This is a genomic window from Pseudomonas sp. LBUM1645 (genome assembly GCF_059716185.1).
Window position 1 is genome coordinate 2,697,099 of sequence record NZ_CP166811.1, and the last position, 14,925, is coordinate 2,712,023.

Annotated in this window: 15 protein-coding genes; 7 read left to right on the plus strand and 8 right to left on the minus strand. The window is 60.0% G+C overall.

Annotation, left to right across the window (positions count from 1 at the left end):
- The first annotated feature begins 41 nt into the window (after positions 1-41).
- Genes ACA079_RS12060 through ACA079_RS12075 form a run of 4 tightly spaced genes read left to right on the plus strand, consistent with a single transcriptional unit; the run spans position 42 to position 2,411 of the window.
- The gene (locus tag ACA079_RS12060) at positions 42-812 is read left to right on the plus strand and encodes a DUF2092 domain-containing protein (RefSeq protein WP_497703653.1); all 771 of its coding nucleotides are present in this window, start codon (positions 42-44) and stop codon (positions 810-812) included.
- A gap of 1 nt (position 813) precedes the next feature.
- Complete coding sequence (locus tag ACA079_RS12065; RefSeq protein WP_497703654.1) at positions 814-1,479, plus strand: hypothetical protein; 666 nt, start codon at positions 814-816, stop codon at positions 1,477-1,479.
- A gap of 47 nt (positions 1,480-1,526) precedes the next feature.
- Positions 1,527-1,919: a GFA family protein gene (locus ACA079_RS12070; RefSeq protein ID WP_497703655.1), complete on the plus strand. Its 393-nt coding sequence runs from the start codon at positions 1,527-1,529 to the stop codon at positions 1,917-1,919.
- Positions 1,920-1,952: 33 nt separating this feature from the next.
- Positions 1,953-2,411 (plus strand): metallophosphoesterase family protein, encoded by a 459-nt coding sequence (locus ACA079_RS12075; protein ID WP_497703656.1) that lies wholly within the window; start codon positions 1,953-1,955, stop codon positions 2,409-2,411.
- Positions 2,412-2,429: 18 nt separating this feature from the next.
- Here the strand turns inward: ACA079_RS12075 and ACA079_RS12080 are convergent, their stop codons facing one another.
- The gene (locus ACA079_RS12080; RefSeq protein WP_497703657.1) at positions 2,430-3,215 is read right to left on the minus strand and encodes an SDR family NAD(P)-dependent oxidoreductase; all 786 of its coding nucleotides are present in this window, start codon (positions 3,213-3,215) and stop codon (positions 2,430-2,432) included.
- A 205-nt stretch (positions 3,216-3,420) separates the two neighbouring features.
- Between ACA079_RS12080 and ACA079_RS12085 the strand changes: the two genes are divergently transcribed.
- Positions 3,421-3,870, plus strand: coding sequence for a winged helix-turn-helix transcriptional regulator (locus ACA079_RS12085; protein ID WP_497703658.1), 450 nt, complete (start codon positions 3,421-3,423; stop codon positions 3,868-3,870).
- A 57-nt stretch (positions 3,871-3,927) separates the two neighbouring features.
- Complete coding sequence (locus ACA079_RS12090; protein WP_497703659.1) at positions 3,928-4,308, plus strand: RidA family protein; 381 nt, start codon at positions 3,928-3,930, stop codon at positions 4,306-4,308.
- A gap of 81 nt (positions 4,309-4,389) precedes the next feature.
- On the opposite strand, the gene ACA079_RS12095 is transcribed toward ACA079_RS12090, so the two are convergent.
- Both ACA079_RS12095 and ACA079_RS12100 read right to left on the minus strand, forming a co-directional pair.
- Positions 4,390-5,955, minus strand: a complete 1,566-nt coding sequence (locus tag ACA079_RS12095) for an aldehyde dehydrogenase (NADP(+)) (RefSeq protein WP_497703660.1) — start codon at positions 5,953-5,955, stop codon at positions 4,390-4,392.
- Positions 5,956-5,961: 6 nt separating this feature from the next.
- Positions 5,962-6,591 (minus strand): cysteine hydrolase family protein, encoded by a 630-nt coding sequence (locus tag ACA079_RS12100; protein ID WP_497703661.1) that lies wholly within the window; start codon positions 6,589-6,591, stop codon positions 5,962-5,964.
- A gap of 100 nt (positions 6,592-6,691) precedes the next feature.
- On the opposite strand from ACA079_RS12100, the gene ACA079_RS12105 reads away from it, so the two are divergent.
- Positions 6,692-7,192 carry a winged helix-turn-helix transcriptional regulator gene (locus ACA079_RS12105; protein WP_497703662.1) on the plus strand — a complete coding sequence of 167 codons (501 nt, stop codon included), beginning with the start codon at positions 6,692-6,694 and terminating at the stop codon, positions 7,190-7,192.
- On the opposite strand, the gene lipA is transcribed toward ACA079_RS12105, so the two are convergent.
- The 5 genes from lipA to gcsR all read right to left on the minus strand — a co-directional run bounded on the left by lipA (position 7,167) and on the right by gcsR (position 14,897).
- Positions 7,167-8,183 carry a lipoyl synthase gene (gene lipA / locus ACA079_RS12110; RefSeq protein ID WP_497703663.1) on the minus strand — a complete coding sequence of 339 codons (1,017 nt, stop codon included), beginning with the start codon at positions 8,181-8,183 and terminating at the stop codon, positions 7,167-7,169. The genes ACA079_RS12105 and lipA overlap by 26 nt on opposite strands.
- 171 nt (positions 8,184-8,354) lie before the next feature.
- On the minus strand, positions 8,355-9,611 hold the full coding sequence (gene glyA, locus ACA079_RS12115; protein WP_489263469.1) for a serine hydroxymethyltransferase: 1,257 nt from the start codon (positions 9,609-9,611) through the stop codon (positions 8,355-8,357).
- A gap of 160 nt (positions 9,612-9,771) precedes the next feature.
- The gene (gene gcvP / locus ACA079_RS12120) at positions 9,772-12,627 is read right to left on the minus strand and encodes an aminomethyl-transferring glycine dehydrogenase (protein ID WP_497703664.1); all 2,856 of its coding nucleotides are present in this window, start codon (positions 12,625-12,627) and stop codon (positions 9,772-9,774) included.
- A 10-nt stretch (positions 12,628-12,637) separates the two neighbouring features.
- Positions 12,638-13,015 carry a glycine cleavage system protein GcvH gene (gene gcvH, locus ACA079_RS12125; RefSeq protein ID WP_497703665.1) on the minus strand — a complete coding sequence of 126 codons (378 nt, stop codon included), beginning with the start codon at positions 13,013-13,015 and terminating at the stop codon, positions 12,638-12,640.
- Positions 13,016-13,388: 373 nt separating this feature from the next.
- On the minus strand, positions 13,389-14,897 hold the full coding sequence (gcsR, locus tag ACA079_RS12130; protein ID WP_497703666.1) for a transcriptional regulator GcsR: 1,509 nt from the start codon (positions 14,895-14,897) through the stop codon (positions 13,389-13,391).
- Between the last annotated feature and the right edge of the window lie 28 nt (positions 14,898-14,925).

Genomic DNA, 14,925 nt, shown 5'->3' on the forward strand with positions numbered 1-14,925 from the left:
TCTAGGCTTAAGAGTCGTGCACAGGCCAAGGAGCAGGATCAATGAAACTCAACGCGAGTGTTTTCCGCCTGCTGTTCACCCTTGCGCTGGCCCCGGGCGCTCGTGCCGACGATCCGCCAACACCGGACGCCACCCCGACGATCAACCCGCAAGTGGTCGATAAACTCATCGATATGGGCAGCTACCTACGCAGTCTGCCGACGTTTCAGGTAGACGCCGAAGTGTCCCGGGATACCGTTCTGGAGTCCGGCCAGAAGATCAAGACCGAGGCCTCTACTGTCTTGAAAGTGGTGGGGCGCGATCGGATGTATGCCAAGACGGAAGGCGATGTTCGAACGCGAGAGTTCTTCTACAACGGCAAGAAACTGACCCAGTATTCACCGTTTCTCAAGTACTACACCACTGTGGATGCACCGCCTGAAGTCTCCGATACGCTGCACTTAATAGAAAACCATTACGGAATTCAGGTGCCCATGGAGGACCTGTTTCTGTTTGGCAGCGATCAGGCACAGATCGATGCGCTGAAAGAGGCGTTGTATGTCGGCCCGTCGACGATCAAGGGGCAACTGTGTGATCACCTGGCCTTTCGGCAGGAGGGTGTTGACTGGCAGTTGTGGATCACCCGATCCGAGAAGCCGTTGCCGTGCAAACTGGTGATCACGACCACCGATGAGCCGGGTTTTCCGGAATACAGTGCGGTGTATCGCTGGAACCTGAAGCCGGGCATCAAGGACTCGATCTTCACCTTCGCACCGCGCAAGGGCGATGTGGCGATTCCTTTGAAGAAAGCCAGTGATCAGGGAGGGGAATGACATGAACAGGACAATGTCGTGGAGCCTGTTGTTATCGCTCGTAACCACCTCGGTACTGACGCTGAGCCTGGTCACTTATGTGGATGCCCGACCCCAGCGCGCCCAAGGGCACGCCAGGGCATCGGTCAATCGTGCGCCGCCGCCCTCGGCCCAAAGGGCTCAGCGCATCAACACCGGCAATACCGCGCAACGCGCTACCAACGTCAACGCGGGCAATCGGGCCAATACCGGCAACAGAGTCAACTCTGGAAATCGGGCCAATGCCGGCAACACAGTCAACTCTGGAAATCGGGCCAATGCCGGCAACACAGTCAATTCTGGAAATCGGGCCAATACCGGAAACACGGTCGGCAACCGAACCAACATCAACAACAGCACCCGTAACGTCAACATCGACAACAGTCGCGACGTGGACATCGACGTAGACGGGCGTGGCCGCTATGGCTACGACGATCACTACCACCCGATCGCCACGGCGGCGGCCGTCACCGCAACGGTCGCGGTGACAGCAGCGGTGGTCGGATCGATCTTCACGCCAGCTCAATTGCCCCCTAGTTGCGTGCAAGTCATCCAGTACAACACGGCTTACATGCAGTGCGGCTCAACCTGGTATCAACCGCAGTATCAGGGCAGCGATGTGACTTATGTCGTGGTTAATGCGCCTTGAGTCGGGGGAATCATATTCCGACCGCTTGATTTTAGAGGAGACGCAGCATGGAGCGATTCACGGGTGGTTGCCTGTGCGGAAACGTCCGAATTGAGGCGTCGGGACTCCCGTATCGGGTCGGCCTTTGTCACTGCCTCGACTGCCGCAAGCATCATGGGGCACTTTTTCATGCTTCCGCGATATTCCCTCAGAGTGCGGTGACGATCGAAGGCGAAACACGCGACTACGCCGGGCGGTTTTTCTGTCCCCGCTGCGGCTCGTCCGTTTTTTCGCGCACCGACGACGAAATCGAAGTGAACCTGGGGTCCCTGGATGCCCCTGACCAACTGATGCCAACCTACGAAAGCTGGATCGTGCGTCGCGAGTCCTGGTTGCCGCCGTTTCCGCTCACGAAACGATACGAGCGAGATCGTGACGTTACGGGTCGCTTTGAGGAGTAGGTGCCAACTCTTGAACCTGATCTGGAGCGTTGCATGAAAGTGGGCGTGATTTCCGATACCCATGGCTTGCTCCGCGCCGAAGCCCTTGCTGCACTGCAGGGTTGTGAACGGATTATTCACGCGGGCGACATCGGCAAACCCGAAATCCTCGATCAACTGGCATCAATAGCCCCGCTGCACGTGGTCCGCGGGAACAATGATCTGGACGCCCCTTGGGCGGAAAATATCGCCGACTGCCTATGTTTCGACCTGAACGGATGGCAGGTCTTTCTGGTACATGACAGTGCCGATCTCCCAGCCGTGCTTGATGCAGGCATTAAGCTGGTGATCACCGGCCACTCGCACAAGCCCCGCATAGAATGGCGCGGCGAACAGCTACACCTCAATCCCGGCAGCGCGGGACGCCGTCGCTTCAAGCTGCCGGTGACGCTGGCTCTGCTTGAGGTGCTTGAGACCTCAATTGAGTCGCGTCTGATCTCGCTACTGGAATGATCTTCCGAAGCTTCTCGATTACGCCTCCCAGTTTTTTCTGTGAGCAGGGGCGCCCAAGGGTGAACCTGTTGCACCACCATCGACGACGATCTCTGCGCCCACGACGTTGGTAGAGTCACTCGAGGCGAGAAACAACGCGACGGTGGCGACTTCCTCAGCTTCCCCGATGCGGCCCAGGGGGATAGTGGTCTTCAGCTTTTCCTCCAGAACATCCATTTCAGCCGAGTTGGAGGCGAGAGGGTTCCATACCGGCGTGCGCGCCGCGCCGGGGGTGATCTGATTGACGCGAATGCCACGTGGCGCGAATTCTGCGGCCATGACGCGTGTCATGGAGCGAACAGCCCCTTTGGTAGCCGCATAGGCGCTGTAGCCGGGCCACCCCATCTCTGCGTGAACCGAGCCGTTCAAAATGATAGAGGCACCAGGGTTGAGGTGGGGCTCAGCCGCTTGAACGGTAAAAAACGTGCCAGTGAGATTGGTCTGGATAATGTTCTGGAACGTCTCCAGGCTTGTGCTCCCCACAGGCGTCAGCCCAGCGATGCCCGCATTCGCGAACACGATATCCAGTTTGCCGAACGCAGCGACAGCCGTTGCCACGGCGCGCTCGATCTCGTTGACGTCGGTCAGGTCTGCCTTGATTGCAAGCAGGTTCGGACCCAGAGCCTCGCTGGCTTCATCCAGTGTTTTTTGACTACGACCGGTGATGGCCACCTTCGCGCCTTCAGCGATGAACAGCTTTGCGGTGGCCAAACCCAGGCCACTGTTGCCGCCGGTGATAAACGCAGTTTTTCCAGCCAGTTTCATTGGGAAACTCCTATGGTTTTATCATGCAACCAGTGGTGTCGAAGCAAAGCGCTTTTGGGCACCGGTTTCTATCGATTGGGGTTGGATGCGGGTTTCATTATGAAACCAGGCGTTGTGATTTTTACCATCGGAGGTTGTATTATGCAACCACCTGGTCGATGACGTGTGATCGCCGGTCCTTAGCCCCATTGAAGGAGGTAGTTACTTGAAGCGCAAAAGCTTGCAGGGCAATCCTTGCCCGGTCGCTCGATCCCTTGATCTCATCGGCGATTGGTGGTCGTTGCTGATCATTCGCGATGCGCTCTCAGGCACGAGGCGATTCAGTGATTTCCAGAAAAGCCTGGATGTCGCGAAAAACATTCTGAGTGCACGCCTTAAAAACATGGTCGCCCAGGGTGTGATGCAAATGGTGCCGGCGGCTGATGGCAGTATTTACAAAGAGTACGTGTTGACTGAAAAGGGCAGGGCCTTGCAAACAGTCCTCATTGCTTTGTCGCAGTGGGGTAACGAATTTATGTACGAACCTGGCGAAGTCGGCTCAGTCATGGTCGATGCAAAGGACCGTCAGCCGTTACAGAAACTGGAGCTGGTTTCAGTCGATGGGCGGCGTCTCAAGCCAGAAGACATCGCTACCAAACTGGGCGTTCCACACTGAGTTTTCCAGCCGATCTATACTCGACAGCCCCTTTACCTCCTCAAGCAAGAGATCCCCATGGCAAACCACGACATCACCTTCCTCCCCGACCCTGATCCGGAATCCATCTCCTCGGATGTCGCCGGTTTCGGCGGCCTGTTGGTCTCCACTCAGATCCCCACCCGCGCCGACGGCAGCCTGGAACTGGGCGACATCGCCCTGCAGAGCGAGTGCACGCTGCAGGCGCTCAAGGTTGCGCTGGAGCACGCCGGAAGTTCCATGGACCGGGTTCTGCATCTGACCATCTACCTCACCGACATGGCCGACCGCGCCGCCTTCAACGTGGTCTACCAGCGCTTCTTCGCCAAGCCCTGGCCGGTTCGGGCCGCCGTTGGCGTGGCCTCCCTGGCGGTCGAAGGCATGCGCGTGGAAGTCACCGCGATGGCGGCCAAGGGCTGAGTCCGCGGACTTGTCCGGCGGTCCCGCTCAACGAGCGGGCGCCACCGGGCGGGTTGGCAAAGACTGCGTCAAGGATGGCTTTTATTGGCCGTCTACGAGGCGAGGCAGCCCCAAGGGATTAACCTCGCGCAATGACTCAGGCAATAGCGAATCAGGAAAACCCTGGTAGGACACCGGGCGCAAAAAGCGTTCAATCGACGTCATGCCAACCGAAGTGAAGCGGCTGTCCGACGTTGCCGGAAACGGTCCACCGTGGATGGTGGCGAAAGACACCTCCTGTGGATGCGCGAAGGCGTTGACAACGATTCGCCCGGTGCGCCGCTCCAGGACCGGCAGCAAGCGATGAGCCAATGGCATATCGCGCTCATCAAGCTGCATGGCAGCGCTTAGCTGGCCCTTGAGCGAGCGAGCGACGGCGAGCAGTTCATCCTCATCCTTGACGTTCACCAGCAGTGCTGAAGGACCGAATACTTCTTGCGCAAGTACCGTCTCGGTCAGGAAACGTTGGCCGTCAACTTCATGCAACATCGATCGGCCATCAAAATCCGCACTGCAAGCCAAGCCTTCGGCGACGCGATTTGCACCGACGCTCTCCATCGCGGCGAGGCCGCTCAAATAGGACGCATGAATCCCCGGCGTCAGCATCGTGCGCGCCGATGCTTCAGTGACGCGCTTGACCATGGCGGCGCGCAGCGCTTCAAAACCAGCGCCATTGATCGCGATAAGGAGGGCGGGTCTGAGGCAGGCTTGCCCCACATTGACCAGCATGCGCTCGATAAAGCCATCACCGATTTGCGCTCCACGCGCAGCCAGCGCATGGGGCAGGATGAACGTGGGGTTGACGCTGGTCATCTCGGTGAACACGGGAATGGGATCAGGGCGTTGCTGCGCACGCCGGTACAACGCCATGCCGCCACCCTCCGAGCCGGTGAACGTCACGGCCTTGATCAACGGATGATCGACCAAGGCTTCGCCAATCGTGTTGCCACTGCCACGCACCATCGAGAAAACACCCTCAGGCAATCCGTTCTCTTGCACCGCCTTGCGGATGGCACGCGCCTGAATTTCTGATGCGCCTGGGTGAGCGTTATGCGCCTTCACGATGACGGTCGCGCCTGCTGCCAACGCTGAAGCGGTATCGCCACCTGCGACCGAATATGAAATGGGAAAGTTGCTCGCACCGAAAATAGCCACCGGGCCGATCGCCATTTTCTGAAGCCGATGATCCACGCGTGGACGAGGCTGACGATCAGGTTGCGCCGGATCGATGGCCAACTGGAGAAAGCGTCCTTTACGTACGACCTCCGCGAATTGGCGAAACTGGGTGGCGGCTTTTGCCGCTTCGCCCTCAAACTGAGCCTCAGGCAGGCCCGTTTCGAGCGCGGCCCGTACGGCAAGCTCATGGCGGACAGCGTAGAGATTGTCGGCAATGCTTTCCAGGAACGCCGCGCGCTCGGCGAGTGAGGTATGGCTGTAACGGTCGAATGCTTCGTCGGCGAGCGTCACAGCCTGGTCGACTTCCACCACGCCACCGAATGCGAAATCCGGCTCGATCAACTGGTTAGTTACGGGGTTGAGTGCCTTCATCGTTCCTTCAGTGGCCGGGACTTCGTTTGCGCCAATGATGAGGTTTCCAGTCAATTTCATTGCGTGTTACCCCTGCTGTGCCAGGGACGCGATCAGCTCGTCCGTCGCCACAATGGCGTGGGCGAACGTGGGACCGTTGAGTTCATGCGCGGCATGCATCATTTCCGGTTTGAAGGCAGCGGTCGCATCACGCACCAGTGTGACGTGGTAACCGAGTTCCACGGCGTAGCGCGCTGTTGCCTCGATGCAGGTATTCGCCAGCAGGCCAACGATGATCACGTGCGTGATACCTTTTTGCTTGAGGCGAAAATCAAGGTCGGTATTGGCAAAGCCGCTCGAGCCCCAATGTTCCTTAACGACGATGTCGCCGTCCTTTGGCGCGAAATCGGGGTGCCATTCGCCGCCCCATTCCCCGCGTGCGAAGTGATGCATGTGCATGACCTTGCATTGGGTTGGGCTTGGATGATCCCAGCCTTCGTAGTCGCCTTGCTCCCAACGACGGTGCGGTACGATGACCACCGGAATATCGAGTGCACGGACGGCGCGGTCGAGGGCGCGCAGGTTGTCGAGCAGGCCGACTTGCTCGGCAATCGGCTCGATCAAGGGGTAGACCTTTCCGCCTTCCGACAGGAAATCATTGTAAGGATCGACCAGCAGATACGCGGTTCTGTTGAGGGGATAAATGGCTTTGGACATGGCGACTTTCTCCAGTGATTTTGGATGACCAGTGCCGTGGGCTTGCCTTGGCACGCTGTAGATATGATAATCATAGCAACTGTGAAAGAGGCAAGTCCTTATGTCGGTAAACACTCAAACGCTGTGCCCGATTTCACGGGCTGAGGCAATAGTCGGCGATCGCTGGACCGTACTGGTCCTGCGTGAGTTGTTCATGGGGAGCCATCGATTCGACGAGATCCAGGCGCAGACCGGAGGCACCCCGCAAATGATCGCGGCGCGCCTGAAAAACATGGAGGCTGATGGACTCGTCGCACGCCGTCCTTACAACGAACGGCCGCCACGCTACGAATATCACCTCACCCCGAAAGGGCAGGCCTTTTATTCTGTGGTGCTTGCACTGCGCGCGTGGGGAGAAACCTGGTGCAAGTCTCCGGAGGAGGGGCTGGCAGTCGTTTACACCCACAAAGCTTGTGGCCAACCCGCAGGGCTAGGGCCGCTTTGCGAACATTGCGGCGAACTCTTGCGCCGTGAAGAGCTGATCAGCGAGCCGAGCGCCGCTTACATCGAAGAACGAAACGCACGGCGTGAGGCATTCAAAGGGGGGCGAATCCAGCAGTGAGGAGGGAATCCACAGTGTTCGTTGCTCCCTGAACTTGTTGGTCCGCATGGTAGGACGAGCGCACCAGAGGACCGGATGCAACGTTCTTGAAGCCCATCCGCGTACCTTCCTCGGCGAACCAGGCGAACACGTCCGGGTGCACGAAACGCTGGACCGGCAAGTGACTGCGAGACGGTTGCAGGTACTGGCCGAGGGTGAGCATGTCGACATCGTGCTCACGCATGCGCTGCATGACTTCGATGACTTCCTCGTCGGTCTCGCCAAGGCCCAGCATCAGGCCGGATTTGGTGGGTACACGCGGGACCATTAGCTTGAACTTCTGCAGCAGATCCAGCGACCACTCGAAATCCGAACCCGGCCGCGCGGCTTTGTACAGGCGCGGGACGGTCTCCAGATTATGGTTGAACACATCGGGTGGCTCTGTGGCAGTGATCGCCAGGGCAACGTCCATGCGGCCACGGTAATCCGGCACCAGGGTTTCCAGTTGCACGCCCGGCGACAGCTTGCGGATTTCGCGCAGGCAATCGACGAAATGTTGGGCGCCGCCGTCGCGCAAGTCGTCGCGGTCCACCGAGGTGATCACCACGTACTTCAGGCGCAGGTCGGCGATGGCCACGGCGAGGTTCATCGGTTCGTCGGCGTCCAGCGGTTTTGGCCGGCCGTGGCCGACATCGCAGAACGGGCAACGGCGGGTGCAGATGTCACCCATGATCATGAAAGTCGCCGTGCCACCGGAAAAACACTCGCCGAGGTTTGGGCAGGAGGCTTCTTCACAGACGCTGTGCAGCTTGTGTTTGCGCAGCAACTGTTTGATCCGGTCGACCTCGGGAGAGATTGGAATGCGCACGCGAATCCAGTCGGGTTTGCGTGGGAACTCATCGGTCGGGATGATCTTCACCGGAATTCGCGCGACCTTTTCTGCACCGCGCAGTTTGACCCCGACTTGCATTTTTACCGGGCTTTTGCCGGTCGATTCCACAACTTCGCTCATGTGTAGTGTTCTTCTGTTCGAGTGGGGGAGGCGAGTTCGGCAGCGGAACCTGTGGGAGCGAGCTTGCTCGCGATAGCGGAGTGTCAGTCGACATCAATGTTGAATGATCAATCGCCATCGTCGGAACGCCGCCCGGAGCAAGCTCGCTCCCACAGGGACAGTGCTGTGTAATCAGTCGCGGTAGACAGGGAAATCGCTGCACATCGCAGCAGCCAGGCTGGCGACTTGAGCCTCGACATCGGCATCGCCGAGGTGATCGAGAATGTCGCAGATCCAGCCCGCCAGTTCGATGCTCTGGGCTTCCTTGAAACCACGGCTGGTGATCGCCGGCGTGCCGATGCGCAGGCCGGAGGTCACGAACGGCGATTGCGGATCGTTCGGTACGGCGTTCTTGTTCACGGTAATACCGGCACGACCGAGGGCGGCGTCGGCGTCTTTGCCGGTCAGGCCCTGACGAATCAGGCTGACCAGGAACAGGTGGTTGTCGGTACCGCCCGACACGACGTCGTAGCCTCGATCAATGAAGACTTTAGCCATCGCCTGGGCGTTGCGGATCACTTGCGCCTGATAGGTCTTGAAAGCAGGCTCCAGCGCTTCTTTAAAGCACACGGCCTTGGCCGCGATCACGTGCATCAACGGGCCACCCTGACCGCCGGGGAACACCGCTGAGTTGAGTTTTTTCTCCAGTTCCGGATTGGCCTTGGCCAGGATCAGGCCGCCACGCGGACCGCGCAGAGTCTTGTGGGTTGTTGTGGTGACGACATCGGCAAAGGGAATCGGGTTCGGGTACAGACCGGTCGCCACCAGCCCGGCAACGTGGGCCATATCGACAAACAGATAAGCGCCGACCTTGTCGGCAATCGCCCGGAAGCGTGGGAAGTCCAGGGTCTTCGAGTAAGCGGAGAAGCCGGCGATGATCATTTTCGGTTGGTGCTCGACGGCCAGGCGTTCGACTTCGTCGTAATCGATCAGCCCGGTCGCGGTGTCGATGCCGTACTGAACGGCGTTGTACAACTTGCCGGAAAAACTCACTTTGGCGCCGTGGGTCAGGTGGCCGCCGTGGGCCAGGCTCATGCCCAGCACGGTGTCGCCGGCTTGCAGCAACGCCAGATAGACCGCTGCGTTCGCCTGGCTGCCGGAGTGCGGCTGGACGTTGGCGTAATCGGCGCCGAACAGCTGTTTGGCGCGGTCGATAGCCAATTGTTCGACCACGTCAACGTGTTCGCAGCCGCCGTAATAGCGCTTGCCCGGATAGCCTTCGGCGTACTTGTTGGTCAGGCCGCTGCCTTGCGCCTCCATCACCCGTTGGCTGGTGTAGTTTTCCGAAGCGATCAGCTCGATGTGGTGTTCTTGCCGTGCGTCTTCAGCGTTCATCGCTGCCAGTAGTTCGTCGTCGTAGCCTTTGATCTGGTCGTGTTTGCTGAACATGGTGGAGTCCTCTTTTTGGTCTCTGGATTGGCTGACTTGCACCTGTAGGAGCTGTCGAGTGAAACGAGGCTGCGATCTTTTGATCTTGTTTTTAAACATCAACGTCAAAAGATCGCAGCCTCGTTTCACTCGACAGCGCCTACAGGGGATGTGTTGGTTTTTAGGCGTCTTGGTAGTCGGCGATCGACGGGCAGGCACAGATCAGGTTGCGATCACCGAACACGTTGTCGACGCGACCGACGGGCGGCCAGTATTTGGCATCGATCAAGGTTTCGATTGGATACACCGCTTGCTCACGGCTGTACGGATGCGTCCACTCGCCGACGATTTCCGCCGCAGTGTGCGGCGCGTTTTTCAGTGGGTTGTCGTCCTTTTCCAGGGTGCCGTTTTCCACCGCGCGGATTTCTTCGCGGATGCGGATCATGGCGTCGCAGAAGCGGTCCAGTTCTTCTTTGGATTCGCTTTCGGTCGGCTCGATCATCAGCGTGCCGGCGACCGGGAACGACATGGTCGGGGCGTGGAAACCGAAGTCGATCAGGCGCTTGGCGACGTCATCGACGCTGATGCCGCTGCTGTCTTTTAACGGACGCAGATCGAGGATGCATTCGTGCGCCACCAGGCCGTTGCTGCCGGTGTACAGCACCGGGTAGTGCTCTTCGAGGCGACGGGAAATGTAGTTGGCATTGAGGATCGCCAGTTGCGACGCGCGCTTCAGCCCGGCGCCACCCATCATCCGAATGTACATCCAGGTGATCGGCAAAATGCTCGCGCTGCCGAACGGTGCGGCGCAGACCGCGCCTTCCTTGCGCTCCATGGTGCCGTGCCCCGGCAGGAACGGGGTCAGGTGCGATTTCACGCCAATCGGACCGACGCCCGGGCCGCCACCGCCGTGCGGGATGCAGAAGGTTTTGTGCAGGTTCAGGTGCGACACGTCGCCGCCGAACTTGCCCGGCGCGCAGAGGCCGACCATCGCGTTCATGTTGGCGCCGTCGATGTACACCTGGCCGCCGTGGTCGTGAATGATGCCGCAGATTTCGCGGATGCCTTCTTCGAACACGCCGTGGGTCGACGGATAGGTGATCATCAATGCCGCGAGGTGTTCGCGGTGCTCGATGGCCTTGGCGCGCAGGTCTTCGATGTCGACGTTGCCGCGGGCATCGCAGGCGGTGACCACTACGCGCATGCCGGCCATGTTGGCGGTGGCCGGGTTGGTGCCGTGGGCGGACGAGGGGATCAGGCAGATGTCGCGACGGTCTTCGCCACGGCTCTGGTGATAGGCGCGAATCGCCAACAGGCCAGCGTATTCACCCTGGGAACCGGCGTTCGGTTGCAGCGAGATCGCGTCATACCCGGTGGCGGCGCAGAGCATCGCTTCCAGTTCATCGGTCAGTTGCTGGTAACCGGCGCTTTGCGCGGCCGGGGCGAACGGGTGCAGGGCACCGAACTCGGCCCAGGTCACCGGGATCATTTCGCTGGCGGCGTTGAGTTTCATGGTGCAGGAACCTAGCGGGATCATGGTGCGATCCAGCGCCAGGTCCTTGTCCGCCAGTTTGCGCAGGTAGCGCATCAGCTCGGTTTCCGAGTGATAACGGTTGAACACCGGGTGGCTGAGGATTGGCGACTGGCGCAGCAGGGCGGCCGGGATGGTGCTTTGAACGGTGGCAGCCAATGCGGCGAAGTCCGGCAGGGTTTGGCCGTCGGCCAGCAGGGCCCACAGGGTTTCCACGTCCGCTTGCGAAGTGGTTTCGTCGAGGGACAGGCCCAGACGTTCAGCATCGATTACACGCAGGTTGACCTGCTGGGCACGCGCCTGGTCGTGCAGCTTGGCGGTGTTGGTGCCGGTGTTCAGGGTCAGGGTGTCGAAGAAGTTGGCTTGCTCGACATTCAGGCCCAGTGCGCTCAGGCCTTTAGCCAGAATCGCGGTCAGGTGATGCACGCGATTGGCGATCTGGGTCAGGCCTTTCGGGCCGTGGTACACGGCGTACATGCTGGCGATGTTGGCCAGCAAGACTTGCGCGGTGCAGATGTTGCTGGTGGCCTTCTCGCGGCGGATATGTTGCTCGCGGGTCTGCATCGCCAGGCGCAGGGCCGGCTTGCCGAAACGGTCCACGGAGACGCCGACCAGACGGCCCGGCATGTCGCGCTTGAACGCATCCTTGGTGGAGAAGTAGGCCGCGTGCGGACCACCGAAGCCCAGCGGCACGCCGAAGCGTTGCGCGCTGCCGATGGCCACGTCGGCGCCGAATTCGCCCGGCGGGGTCAGCACGGTCAGGGCCAGCAGATCGGCGGCGACCGCCACCAAAGCGTTGGCAGCATGGAAGCGTTCGGTCAGTGCGCGGTAATCAAACACATCCCCGTTGCTCGCCGGGTATTGCAGCAAAGCGCCGAAGAATGGCGTCACGTCAGTCAGTTCAAGTTCATCGCCAACCACCACGTCGATGCCCAACGGCTCGGCGCGGGTGCGCAGCACGTCGAGGGTTTGCGGGTGGCAATGCACGGAAGCGAAGAAGGCGTGGCTGCCCTTGTTCTTGCTCAGGCGTTTGCAGAAGGTCATCGCTTCGGCGGCGGCGGTGGCTTCATCGAGCAGCGAGGCGTTAGCGATCGGCAGGCCGGTGAGGTCGCTGATCAGGGTCTGGAAGTTCAGCAGCGCTTCGAGACGACCTTGGGAAATTTCTGGCTGATACGGGGTGTAGGCGGTGTACCAGGCCGGGTTTTCCAGCAGGTTGCGCAGGATCGGCGACGGCGTGTGCGTGCCATAGTAGCCCTGGCCGATGTAGGTCTTGAACAGCTGGTTTTTGCCGGCGATGGACTTGATCAAGGCCAGGGCATCGGCTTCGCTCAGGCCGTCTTCGAGGCCGAGGACGCTGGTGCCCTTGATGCTGTCGGGGATGACGCTGGCGCTCAGGGCTTCCAGCGAGTCAAAGCCGAGGTTGTTAAGCATGGCTTGCTCGTCGCCGGCGCGCGGGCCGATGTGGCGGGCGATGAATTCGTTGCGGGTGTCGAGGAAGTTAGTCATGCAGAAGACCTCAAGCGTCATCGTTGGTCAGGCGCTCGTAAGCGGCTTGGTCGAGCAGGGCTTCCATTGCGCTGGCATCGCTGGGGCGCATGCGGAAGAACCAGCCCTCACCCAATGCGTCTTCGTTGATCAATTCGGGAGAGCTTTCCAGCGTCGAATTCACCTCGACCACTTCGCCGTCCAGGGGCATGTACACGCTGCTGGCGGCTTTCACCGACTCCAGCACCGCCACCTCATCGCCAGCGCCGAAGGTGCGCAGTTCAGGCACCTGAACGAAGACCACGTCACCCAATGCTTGCTGGGCATACGCGGTGATACCCACGGTGATCAGGCCATCGCTCTCAAGACGCAGCCATTCGTGATCGACGGTAAAACGCAATTCGCTCATATCAACTCCTCATTGTTCAGACTCATCCACTGCTGGTGGCGGATGACGATGGGCAGGCTCGTGTCGGGCAACGAGCGTGGCTTGAGGGTTGATAGCAAGGGCGGTGCCAGTTTTGTTTAGTCGTTGTAAATCAATTAGTTGAGAGGTTTTTAGGTAAATGAGTGAAGCGCGTCTGTATTGAAATCAATACGGCAACTCAGGGAGGAGGAGGTGAAGCCCGGGCCAGACACGTCGAGAGGGTTTTGTCTTGAATTCAATACGGTGTATTGATTTGTATACAAGCCCCCTGTAGGAGCACGGCTTGCCGGCGATGGCGTCCTTGAGATCGCCATCGCGAGCAAGCTCAGCTCCTACAGGGGGGGCGCGCGGGGGCTTACGGTTTATTGGGAATGCCGTACTTACGCAGCCGGATAGCGATCGCACTGTGCGAGGTTTGCAGGCGTGCCGCCAGTAAACGGCTGGAGGGATAACTGCTGTAGAGCTGTTCCAACAGGTTCTTTTCAAACCCTTCGACGGCATCCTCCAGGCTGCCAACCTCGCCGTCGTTTTGCCGCTCCACCGCCGTTCTGGCGATGTCGAGGTCGTCAATGTCCACCAGCGGATTTTCGCAAATAGCCGCGGCGCGAAAAATCACGTTCTGCAGTTGCCGTACATTGCCCGGCCAGCGGTTACCGAGCAGCGCCGGATAGGTCCCGGGCGCCAGGCGACAGACCGGGCGCTGGATCTGCGCGCAGGCCTGCTGCATGAAGTGGTTGGCCATCAACAGGATGTCGTGGCCGCGTTCGCGTAACGGTGGCACTTGCAGATTGAGCACGTTGAGGCGGTAGAACAGGTCCTCGCGAAAACTGCCTTCGCTGACCATTTTCTCCAGATCGCGGTGAGTCGCGCTGAGGACCCGCACGTTGACCCTGACCTCACGATCGCCACCCACTCGACGGAAGCAGCCATCGCTTAAAAAACGTAGCAATTTGGCCTGCAAGTAGGGCGACATTTCGCCGACTTCATCGAGGAACACCGTGCCCTGGTCGGCCAGTTCCAGCAGGCCGAGTTTGCCACCCCGTTGTGCGCCGGTGAAGGCGCCAGCGGCATAGCCGAACAGCTCGCTTTCGGCGAGGCTTTCCGGCAGCGCCGCGCAGTTCAGGGCCAGGAAGGGCGAATCATGGCGGGCGCTGATCGCGTGGCAGGCACGCGCCACCAACTCTTTACCAGTGCCGGTTTCGCCCTGAATCAGCAGCGGTGCGTCGAGCGTTGCAACACGCTGGGCGCGGGCCTTGAGGGTCCGAATCGCCGCTGACTCGCCGAGCAGCGCATCGAAACCTTCAGCATGGTCGTGATGCAGCGCCGAGAGACGTTCACCGATGCGGTTGGGTTGATACAGGGTCAGCAGGGCGCCGGCATCGGTGATCGGCATGGCGTCCAGCAGCAGCGTCTGGCCACCGAGGCTGACCTCGTGCATGGGCAGGCGAAAACCGTGTTCGATCAACGTCTGTTGTAAAGAGGGATCATCGAAGAGTGCCGTCAACGGCTCACCGGCCGGTTCACGGCCATAGAGTGCGATCAGCGCCGGGTTGGCCAGCAGCACATGACCTCGCTCATCCACCGCCAACACCGGGTCGGTGCTGGCCGCCAGCAAAGCATCGAGTTGCAAGCGTCGGCGCTGCCCCGGGAGGATGTCGACCATCGTCACCGCTTGCACGCCCCGCACCCCAAGAAAAGCCTCGCGTAACTCCTCCAGCACATCGGCGCCGAGGGTTGGCGCATCGATGTAAACGTTGGGCGGCACCATCTCGACGGCATCCAGATTGAAACGGCGCCCACCGAGCAGGGCCAGCACTTCCTGGGTGATGCCGACGCGGTCGATGAAGGTGACGTGGATGCGCATAGAGTGGCCTGCAAGGGTTGCGAACAGA

Coding starts and splice junctions, on each gene's coding strand:
- ACA079_RS12060 (WP_497703653.1), top strand. CDS start 42: ATGAAACTCAACGCGAGTGTTTTCCGCCTGCTGTTCACCCTTGCGCTG.
- ACA079_RS12065 (WP_497703654.1), top strand. CDS start 814: ATGAACAGGACAATGTCGTGGAGCCTGTTGTTATCGCTCGTAACCACC.
- ACA079_RS12070 (WP_497703655.1), top strand. CDS start 1,527: ATGGAGCGATTCACGGGTGGTTGCCTGTGCGGAAACGTCCGAATTGAG.
- ACA079_RS12075 (WP_497703656.1), top strand. CDS start 1,953: ATGAAAGTGGGCGTGATTTCCGATACCCATGGCTTGCTCCGCGCCGAA.
- ACA079_RS12080 (WP_497703657.1), bottom strand. CDS start 3,215: ATGAAACTGGCTGGAAAAACTGCGTTTATCACCGGCGGCAACAGTGGC.
- ACA079_RS12090 (WP_497703659.1), top strand. CDS start 3,928: ATGGCAAACCACGACATCACCTTCCTCCCCGACCCTGATCCGGAATCC.
- ACA079_RS12095 (WP_497703660.1), bottom strand. CDS start 5,955: ATGAAATTGACTGGAAACCTCATCATTGGCGCAAACGAAGTCCCGGCC.
- ACA079_RS12100 (WP_497703661.1), bottom strand. CDS start 6,591: ATGTCCAAAGCCATTTATCCCCTCAACAGAACCGCGTATCTGCTGGTC.
- ACA079_RS12105 (WP_497703662.1), top strand. CDS start 6,692: ATGTCGGTAAACACTCAAACGCTGTGCCCGATTTCACGGGCTGAGGCA.
- lipA (WP_497703663.1), bottom strand. CDS start 8,183: ATGAGCGAAGTTGTGGAATCGACCGGCAAAAGCCCGGTAAAAATGCAA.
- glyA (WP_489263469.1), bottom strand. CDS start 9,611: ATGTTCAGCAAACACGACCAGATCAAAGGCTACGACGACGAACTACTG.
- gcvP (WP_497703664.1), bottom strand. CDS start 12,627: ATGACTAACTTCCTCGACACCCGCAACGAATTCATCGCCCGCCACATC.
- gcvH (WP_497703665.1), bottom strand. CDS start 13,015: ATGAGCGAATTGCGTTTTACCGTCGATCACGAATGGCTGCGTCTTGAG.
- gcsR (WP_497703666.1), bottom strand. CDS start 14,897: ATGCGCATCCACGTCACCTTCATCGACCGCGTCGGCATCACCCAGGAA.